A 9611-nucleotide genomic window follows, 5' to 3' on the forward strand; every position below is an offset into this window, starting at 1 on the left:
TTCGATTTGGGCGTGAAGCGAAGCTATCGCGTTAGCGAATCGCCTCTTCTGGTGATGCATCTCCCTGAATCACAGACTTGATTCCCGGTAGATATTGATCCATCATTGCCACGTTGGTGTCAACTAAGCGCTTCATTTGAGTAAACGTGAGAGTTGACCCTTCAACATCAATGCTGGTTTTGTAGGCAATTTCTCCCTCAGCAAAGTCTAACTCAAAATTGCCGATAATCATGCCATAATTGGCTCTAGCGATGAATTCGGCTAACGCTCGACGCTTTGATTTTGGTACTGTAACTGGGCAAATTGAGTAAAAAACGAATTGCTGTTCGTTTTCTCTGGCTCTAGCGTAGCAAGTCCATTGACCATTTTTACCCTGAAATCCCATTTGTAATACAGGTTGTCCTTTTATTTGGTAAAAAGACCAGTCATCTTGTTTGAAGAAATTGACCATTTCCGCAAAAATTGAGACACTGGATGATTCAGGTTCGGCGATGGTGCTCGGTACTTGCTTTTCTAGGGCATCCAGGCTGACATCAGCTAATTCTTTGAAGAAATTGAGCATTCCATCAAGCATCTGAGATGTTGCTTTTTGAGTGACTGCAGATAAGTTAGTTTCAGTCCATTCTTTGAAGAAGTTAGCAACGGCTTGATTCATTTCTTCACTAGATGTTGCACCAGAAGCCAGTGTGGAAGGATTAATATAAGCCCAGATTGTACTGTAACCTATTTCGCCTAATTCCTGTTGCTGTTTGACAGATAAGCCTAACCAAGTTTCCGTGAAAAGTAGCGGGTGATTAGATTGTTCTTTGCTGAGATTTAGGAGATAGGTTGTAGCTTGGTTCGCATCGGTGGCGTATTCTGTTAGGTGTTGAAGTAAGTCGGGTTTTAGACTGGTTTCGATGGTGATGTCGGGTTCAGGGAGGAATTTACCCAAGGAGAAATTACCCCGTATTTCTGGTTTAAGGTTGAATAAAGCTTGGGTGTCGATGCGCTGGTAGAGTGCGGGGTTGACTTGGAAAGTAAGACGACATTCAATGAGTTCGTCGTCTTGGGTGGTTAGGGCTAGGGTTATTGCGTGGATGGGTAGGGGGGTAGTGGTGCGATCGCGTAGGATTAACTCCCTATTTAGGTGACAAGTTCCAGTCTTAATAGTCATGTTTAGTCGGGGCGACACCATATTTGATTGTCTAGGCTAAAACCCGCATTTCTCAAAGCGACGTTACCTTCACGACCAAAGATATTACCTTGTAAATCTAACTCGACAAGTTTTGAGAGATGAGTGGATTGTGCAAGAGCTACCACACCCTCATCCCCAATCTGTGCAAAAGCTAAATAAAGTCCTTCCAAACTGACAAGGTGGGTAGACTGAGCAAGCGCCACAGCACCCTCATCTCCAATTAAGTTTTTGGATAGATCCAACATAGTCAATTTTGAGAGATTTGGAGATTGGGCTAATGCGGTTACACCTGTCGTCGTAATTGCGTTATCAAATAACTCCAGGTAGGTAAGAGTGGTTAAGTAAGGTGATTGCGCCAGTGCTATTATCCCTTCATCACCCACCTTGTTGTTATACAGATTTAGTTTGGCAAGCTTGGAGAAGTTAGTTGATTGAGCCAGTGCCTGTATTCCTTTTACACCAATTTGGTTGTCAGGCAATTCCAGTTTTGTCAGGTTAGTCAGGTAAGGGGATTGTGCTAGTGCGATCGCACCAACATCACTAATTTCGTTATCCCCCAGAGAGAGTATGGTCAGACTTTTCAGGTAAGGCAATTGGGCAAGTTCTGATACTCCCTCATCACCAATCTTACGAGCAAACAAGCTCAATTCTCGCACAATCCTCAAGCGGGGATTAGCCTGCTTAAGAATGTTTTTTCGCCAAGACCAGGGTGCTTTGCGGTAAAAATCAAGCCAGTTCGTCAACTGTTGCTCGGTATAGTCAAGTGCTTCAGCTAGCCCCTCATTTTCAGACCAACTATCCAAGAACTCACACAGCTCATTCCAAGTTTTGTCGCTGGGTTCCTGGTTCAGAATCATTTGAAGTTGAGCTAGTCGTTCATCGGTTTGGTGGAACTCATTTGACATAATTTCATCTCCTTGGAAGGAATAAAAGTAAGAAGTTAATTCTGCCTACTCAGCCTCATATTCCTTCAGATGCTCTGGGTCTGTGGGTGTCTGAAATTGGCGAACTTCAACGAGTTCGCCTAACTTATCCAATTTGAGACCACCTCGCCAATTCCAACTGATGCCGTTACCTTGATCGCTGGAGACATTATACTGGGATACGATTTTCAACCCATTTTCTGTGTTGGCAAGATAGAAACAGGTGAAGTAGGTATCGTCGCCTAACTGAGTACTGCTGAGATAGAAACGGTATAGACTCTCGTGGTCTGGATGATTGTATTTCTTTACCTGAAATAATACCCGCTTTTGCGTTTGCTCTAACTGCTTTTGCCAGCGCTTGAACCGAGATTCCGGAACACCTTTAGGTCGATAGATTTCCGAAGTTAAGCCAGCAGCATACATCTTGTTAAGTTCAGTTAGCTTTGCCTTGAATACACTGTCGTCCCGTTCGGTGTAATGTGCAACTTCCGTGTCATACTCCTTCTCAATATAAGTACGTATAAACGCAACTGCTTGATCTATAGTTTCCATAATTCAACCTACCTATCGACGAGCAAGACCGAGCCAAGCATCTGGTCCAATGTCACGGTCAAATGCTACTTCTTTCCCTGTCTGTTCATTAGTAACAGTAACGTAGTAATTAACATTCATACAACGCTTAAAGCTAGGCTGCACTCGGTTCACAAAAGCTTGTACTTCATTCCTGACTTCATCCTTACCCTCTTCGGGTAGTTCCTGAAGAATTTCCTCTATAACCTCCGGAGAGTTTAATTCACCCCAAGTAACATTGACCTCCATATTAAACTCAACAGCCTTGTTTCTCTGGACAAACCGTATAATCTGGTCTTCTGCTCTTTTCATAACCACCTGGTTATAGTGGGCACTCGTGGTGATCAGGTTGGCACTATTCTTATATCCTGAACCCAAAAACTGGTCAGCAATCAAGTGACTGGCATTAAGATCCTCATTTCTTTCGTATCCAGGTGACCTGCCAGTATAACCCCGCCCTGTTACTCCAGCATCAGCCTTTAGTTTGAGACTTGTGCCCTGAACAGACTTGACCATAGCGTTTGGATCAAGCTCTACCCGGAAATGAGCGCCACCATGGGTATCATACTCGATCGCCGTTGAGCCATCATCTCCTACGTCATACCTAGTTAAGTTTTTCGGCTCATACAGATTGTGGGTAGATTCTTTGTCGCTGAGTAGATTATCCAAGAACTCATCTATGAGAATATCTTCAGCTTGGTTCCGTCTGCCCGCGTCGAAGATGTGTTCTTGGAGACGAGCTTTCGATTCTGGAAAACTCCCTTGGTGGTTGTGTAAGGAACCTTTATGATCGCTCACATACCCACCGGGATTGTTTTTCGCTTTCTCTGGCACTGGCTTACCCTGGTTTTCCACTTCTTCAACCGCTAGTCCAAGTGCTGGAACAGCCATATTGTTATGCCCGTAGGTACCGTAATCATGGTCTAAATTCAGCGGACTCTGTAGCATCTTGCCTGCCTTATTAGAAGCTCCCGATGTGATAAGAGTGTTCTTAACGGCATTCCAATCTGCATAGTTTCCTCCCGTTTCTTGCAGTTGCTCTAGTCCAGCCTGCAAGCCTGCCTTAGCTTGAGGAGCGGCTGCTTGTAGCTGGCTGGAGAAACGTTCGACTAGATTAACGCCATCGAGAGTATCACCAAACAAATCACATAGCTGCTTGAGTACATCTGCTAGAGTCTCTTGCGCCGCCTCCGTCTGATTATCCGCCTGTTCCGCCTCATTAATAGCTGCCTCATCCGCTGAGTTTTGCTTCGCCTCCTCCATTTCTTTAGCAGTATTTTGGGCTTTCTGTTCAGTTGTACCCAGATGCTGACGGGCAGTACCCAGCAACGATTGAGCCTGTGGACGCTTATCTTCTGGCACAGAATCCAGCTTTCCTTGCCACTCATTGAGCTTCGCCTCAACTGGAGTCGGGGTACTGGCAACCATAACTGTGGTTGAAGTTCCTTGGGTGTTTATCCACAGACGATGACTTTCATCAGCAGCCCTGAAATTTATCGTTTTACCAACTTCACCATCCCCAGGTTGACCGTCACCCTGCTGTTCTGCATTCTGCTGATCTTCCTCACCTCTGCCAATACCCAGTCGCCTTAACAGACTAGCCGCCATCTGCTTGGCTTTGTTAAGTACAAACTCGATCGCGTCATCAATCCGCTTGCGAATCCCTTCAACAACATCCTGTACCTTCCGAGCCAATCCACTGACACCAATCAACGAAGCCAAGAAGCCAATCGCCACAGGCAAGGCTTTAGCCAGCGCCGACTCAATCAAACTCGCCGCTTGACCCAGTGAACCCGATGCGATCGCACCAATCGATTCGCTTATCGCCTGCACCAGTTCGACAACCTGGCTACCTCGGTTGACGAAGAACATAACAATGTTATAAATCGTCTGCGCCGCCTTGACAAACGCCCCGGCTGGTGTCAACAGACCCAGCATCCAGCTCACACCGGACTGAATCACTTGGGTAATCACCATATCCTTAATCTGGTCAATCACCTGCTCTTTCAAGTCAGTAAACTGATCTTGAACCTGTTCCCATAACGCGATCGCTCCTTGAGACTGGAAGACTTGGAACATTTCTAACCCTTGTTCCATCGCCGCTACGACTGGATCTCCAAACATCCTCACTGCCTTGGAACGGATATAATCCCACGTCAGACCCAGTATTTGCGCGACTAAATTAAAAATACCCTCTAAGCTGAACAGATCATCGGGAATCTGAATCCCCAAGCCTCCCATCGTTCCAGTCAACCAGGCAACCAGTCCGCCTTGCAAGTGGGTGGCAATATTACCAACAAACTTATCTAAGCCCTGCTTCACCCCACTAATTAAATTACCCAAGAACCCAATCGGGTCTGATAGAATCGCGCCAATAGCACCCGCCGCACCTGCCAACACGCCTTCGAGCATGGAGCGGATTTGCCCCATCGTGTTGAAAACCCCACCCATCATATCCGTGAATTGGCTGACTAAACCCCGATTTTCCGCTTGCATCTCCTCAATGCGAGCGTCAACCTCTTGCAGACTCGTGCTGTACTGCTGTGCCAATGAATCAATTAACTCATTTTGCTTATTATTAACACTCTCCTCTAACTGATCAAATTGGCTCTGAATATTTTGTGCTGCGTCTTCTCCAACCTGTCGGAGATTGTCTGGCAACCCAGCCACATAATCCTGAATATCCTGCTTCCCTTGATTAATTCGTTCTTTTGCCTCATTGAGCTTTTCAGCAACATAATTAGCAATATCGGTGAGCGCGATATCCATCTCATCGATATATAATTGCCGTCCATCCACAAAGAATTGATTCACCTCTGGCGGTAAGCCAAATACCGCATCACTCGCCCGTTCATCCCAGCCTGTAACATCCCACCATTCACCGTAACGTTCCTGTTTGTAGGCGTCCACTTTTTCACCGACGTAAGCCTCAAACTTCTGCTTTGCTGTTGCAGCACCAGCGTCAAATTTATTAGTGACTTCTGTATCTAAATCACTGAGTATCGTTTCAACATCTGTCTTTGTTTGCTCATAAATGCCATTAATTTCATTAGCAACCCTAGTCCGTTCCTGTTCGTCTCGGCTTTGGGTGTCACTTTGAAGCCCCATCACCTCATTTAACTGTTGATCCCGCTGACCATGCATTTCCCCTAATTGGGTTTGAGCCATGGTTTGAGCCTCAGTTTGCCCCTGAGTTAATATCCCCTGCTCCTCGGCGCGATAGGCGGTGGGTGCTGTCGCCGCATGATCCTGTGCTTGTCTCTTGGCATCTAAGGCGGCAATAAATTCGGGTTCATTAGAATTCGCCAGTTGTTCCTCGGTGACATTTTCTGCCGCCATCTGCTGGTCGAGTTCTTGGCTATTTGCCTGTAGCGGTGCGGATACCTCAGCCTCACTCCTCGGTTGGGGAACAGCTCCCTCGGCATCGACATCGGTTGGCTCTCCCGCCTCTGGCTGCTCTAGCGGTGTCGCTTCTCTTGCGTCAATACTACTGGTATCCGGTTCTGCCTCGACTGTCTCTTGAATACCTCCTGCGGCTTGTTCCTGTTCCTGGGTAACTTGTGAGGATACCTCTTGCCTAACTGAATCGATTTGATTATTGTTTTGGAATTGTTCGGCTTCTTCTTGATTGGTGGGAGTAATCGCGGCAATTCGTTCCAGCAACGCCGCCTTGAACGCTTCTGCATTGAAGGTTCCTGGCTCCTGCTGCTCCATTTGCTGAACCTGGGCGTCTTGAGCTTGGCTCTCTACCTCATTATCGGGTGATTGCGCTGCATCTTGGGCTTCCTGAGACTCGGATTCGGCTGGATCATGTTGTCGCTCTTGTTCGGCAACCCCCTCCACCTGACTCACCACGGCTTGGAATCCGGGATCTGCTTCTGGGGAAGCGGGAGATGTTGCTCCGCCACCAGCCCCCGGTGCTGCACCGCCAGAAGCGGCTGGCTGAGTGCCTGCCTGTGTTGCGGCTGTACTGCCACCTGCTGCCATTTCAGGTGCTGCTGCGGCACCCCCACTTTCTACCATCTCTGGGGCGGCTGCTGCACCCCCACCTTCATTGACTAGGGGAGTGGCTGGAGCCGCGTTACCACCGGATGCTGGCGCTGGTGCGGGAGTGGGTTGTACGGGTTGGGGCTTATTCTCTTTTACTGTTTGTTCTTGGAGATTTTCTTTTCGTTGGATTTTCAGTTGTGCTGGAAAACCGGATACCAGGCGTTCTTTTGTCTGTAGCTTATTTCCCTTTGTCCCGACTTGGCTATCGGTTTTCGCCTGAAGTTTACTACCATTTTGCTGAACAACATGAGTTAATTCATGTGCCAATAATTCCTGTCCTGGCTGATTATCCGGTTGATATTCTCCCTGTTTAAAGAAGATATCCGTACCTGTGGTAAATGCCTTGGCTTGGATTGACTGATTCAGTTTGTTCGACTTACTATCGGTGTGAACCTGAACTTGACTAAAATCTGCGCCGAATGCCTGCTCCATTGGCTGGCGTATTTTATTGGAAATTGGCTGTCCGCTTCCCCGTTGCTGTTCAATATCCTGCTCTATATTTGGTGCAGCCTCGACTTCACTGGTGTCAGAGGATTGCGGCAGTGTACCTTTTTTCTGAACCGTTTCTGTATTTGTTTGAGTTTGTCGCTGATTCAATATAGGATTGACTGGTTTAACAGGCGACTGAATCCGCTGCGGCTGAACGAATTCGCCAGTTTTAAAAGCATTGAGTTGATTTAATCGGGGGTGAGAGGCGGGTTTAATTTGCTGAGAATAGGAATTGGTGAACTTGCCCAGATTCACCTGTCTGGGGATTGAGGATGACGGTGTATCTGGAACGTTTACCGGAATTTCGAGGAAATTGTGATTATCTTTTGATTTTTCTGTCTCTTGAGCTGGTGTGTCAGATTGACGTTGAATGGTTGGAGGTTCAGTTGATGATATCTTATCTTCTTCAGCGTTTGGTATTTCCTGTCGCTGGATAGTTTCATCCGATTCCTGTAACTCTTCCTCAGCTTCTGGCTCTATTTTTTCCTCAGTTTCAACTGACTGTTGTTGAATCGAATTGCCTAATCCCCTGAAGTTAACTTGTCTTTGTATAGAAGATGGCGATGTACCCGGAGCGTTGATGGGGAGTTCTAGGAAATTACGAGTTGGTTGTTGCGCTTTCGCTTGGATTTCAGTGTCTTCTTCTGGATTCTCTACGCTGTTTACCTGGGGTTCGGCGATTCCCTCGGCTTCACTATCGGATATTTCCTGACGCTCTCTAGTATCATCTGAGGCGGAATCATCGGAGGCGGCTGCTAAAGAAATCTCTTCGCGCTCTTTCGTCTCTTCTTGATCTTGCTCATCTAACGCATCCGTCTGAATGTCTACAGCATCGGCGGCTGGCGTTGTCGGTTGATTCGCAACCTCACCGGATTTTGACGAACTCGGATTGGCGACGGTTGTGGGGTTTTGAGCTGTAATCGGAATGTTGTGGGAGTTGTAACCTAACTGGGAGATTTGATCAGCTTGTCGTTTGAGCTGTAGTGTTTCCTTTTGCGATAAAGGTGGTGGTAATGCTTTGACACGACGCCTCTGTGTCTTGAAAGGATTCGGCACAGGTGTCGAATTGGGCTTAATGAAGCCTTTTTTCCAGAGGTGTTCGTGAGAAGACATTGCCAACTGCCCCAACGATGGCGGTAATTCTGCTTCAGATATTCCCTTATTCTATCCGCTTACGGCTGAAAATAAACTCAATTGTGATCAAATTTATACTTTCAACTGAATAAGTTTTGTTAAACTAACTGGAATTAGTACACATCTACCATAACTATAAAAAACGCAGTAAAAACAGTAACTTCAACAAGTTATGGTTGGTTTGGCGATAGAATCACCCTTACTAAACTTCCTGCAATTTCTGGGAACCTTGAATATTTGGCAATGGTTCTAACGCCGTACTGATGGGAGAGTATTGGCAATAACAGACGACAATTGCATCAAAATCACTGCTGGGGGATTTTGTCTTGTACTCTTCAACCTTGGTTACTTCCCAATCTCCGATGCGGCTGTGGGTGCTAGCATCTGGGAATTGTTTTTGGGCGAACTTGTCAATCCGGTGGTATTCCCTCAGGCGATAACCTGGTTCAGGAATCGGTTTACTCGAAGAGTCAAAGTGTTCGGCTAGGATATCTGTGATGGCTCCCGTATGGGCAAGTATCCGGTTTTCAGCGCCTTCTTCCTCACTCCAGTCAGCACGAAAGATGATGTATTTTCTGCCCATGGTTAATCCTCCAGGTAATTAGGAAATTCCGTTTTGCGCTCAAACACACAATCATATTTGAGTGTATTATCTCCAGTCCGTTCGATTCGCAGCAACGTCCAGCCGTATTTCTTTTCCATCTTGTAACATTTGCCGCGTTTGGTTACAGCATGGCGAGAATCAGGTTGTTCGCTGCGATCGCGTGAGGCTCCGGTCATCTGTTGTGTCCAATGTTAAGATAGATTTCCGAGATCATACAAGATTAGCATCGAGCAGTTCCCTACTATGTCCCCTGAGCAGTCCCCACCCGAACGCCAAAACACTCTGGAAGAAATTCGTGCTACCCGTTTGGAAAAAGTCCAACAGCTTAAAGCGTTGGGAATTGAGCCGTATGCGTATCACTGGCAGTCTACTCACCACGCGACTGAACTGCAAGAGAAATTCGCGGCTCTGGGGAATGGTGAAGAAGTCGATTTTGAAGTCGCGATCGCAGGTCGTATTCTAGCGCGTCGTGTCTTTGGCAAGTTGGCATTCTTCAATCTCCAAGACGAAACCGGAACGATTCAACTTTATCTAGACAAAAAGCGGATTACGGCAACAATGACTGATCTGCCAAATCCCTTCAACAATCTCAAGCAATTCACAGACATTGGGGACATTTTAGGCGTAAAGGGGACAATTAAGCGCACAGATAAAGGTGAACTCT

7 protein-coding genes are annotated in these 9611 nt (G+C 46.7%); 1 reads left to right on the top strand and 6 read right to left on the bottom strand.

Annotation, left to right across the window (positions count from 1 at the left end; all coding sequences use genetic code 11):
- Positions 1 to 31: 31 nt before the first annotated feature.
- The 6 genes from ACLGGO_RS19640 to ACLGGO_RS19665 all read right to left on the bottom strand — a co-directional run bounded on the left by ACLGGO_RS19640 (position 32) and on the right by ACLGGO_RS19665 (position 9123).
- Positions 32 to 1156 (bottom strand): YbjN domain-containing protein, encoded by a 1125-nt coding sequence (locus ACLGGO_RS19640; protein ID WP_446420572.1) that lies wholly within the window; start codon positions 1154 to 1156, stop codon positions 32 to 34.
- 2 nt (positions 1157 to 1158) lie between these two features.
- On the bottom strand, positions 1159 to 2082 hold the full coding sequence (locus tag ACLGGO_RS19645; protein ID WP_446420573.1) for a hypothetical protein: 924 nt from the start codon (positions 2080 to 2082) through the stop codon (positions 1159 to 1161).
- Between the two features lie 45 nt (positions 2083 to 2127).
- On the bottom strand, positions 2128 to 2652 hold the full coding sequence (locus tag ACLGGO_RS19650; RefSeq protein WP_446420574.1) for a hypothetical protein: 525 nt from the start codon (positions 2650 to 2652) through the stop codon (positions 2128 to 2130).
- Positions 2653 to 2664: 12 nt separating this feature from the next.
- Complete coding sequence (locus ACLGGO_RS19655) at positions 2665 to 8322, bottom strand: eCIS core domain-containing protein (protein ID WP_446420575.1); 5658 nt, start codon at positions 8320 to 8322, stop codon at positions 2665 to 2667.
- Between the two features lie 223 nt (positions 8323 to 8545).
- A complete protein-coding gene (locus tag ACLGGO_RS19660; protein WP_446338475.1) occupies positions 8546 to 8926 on the bottom strand; it encodes a hypothetical protein in 381 nt (126 codons plus the stop codon).
- 2 nt (positions 8927 to 8928) lie between these two features.
- Positions 8929 to 9123 carry a hypothetical protein gene (locus ACLGGO_RS19665; RefSeq protein WP_446338476.1) on the bottom strand — a complete coding sequence of 65 codons (195 nt, stop codon included), beginning with the start codon at positions 9121 to 9123 and terminating at the stop codon, positions 8929 to 8931.
- A gap of 67 nt (positions 9124 to 9190) precedes the next feature.
- Between ACLGGO_RS19665 and ACLGGO_RS19670 the strand changes: the two genes are divergently transcribed.
- Positions 9191 to 9611, top strand: a 421-nt coding sequence (locus tag ACLGGO_RS19670) for an OB-fold nucleic acid binding domain-containing protein (RefSeq protein ID WP_446420576.1), incomplete at its 3' end; no start/stop codon positions are given.

It is taken from the genome of Coleofasciculus sp., assembly GCF_046565525.1.
GTDB lineage: Bacteria > Cyanobacteriota > Cyanobacteriia > Cyanobacteriales > Coleofasciculaceae > Coleofasciculus.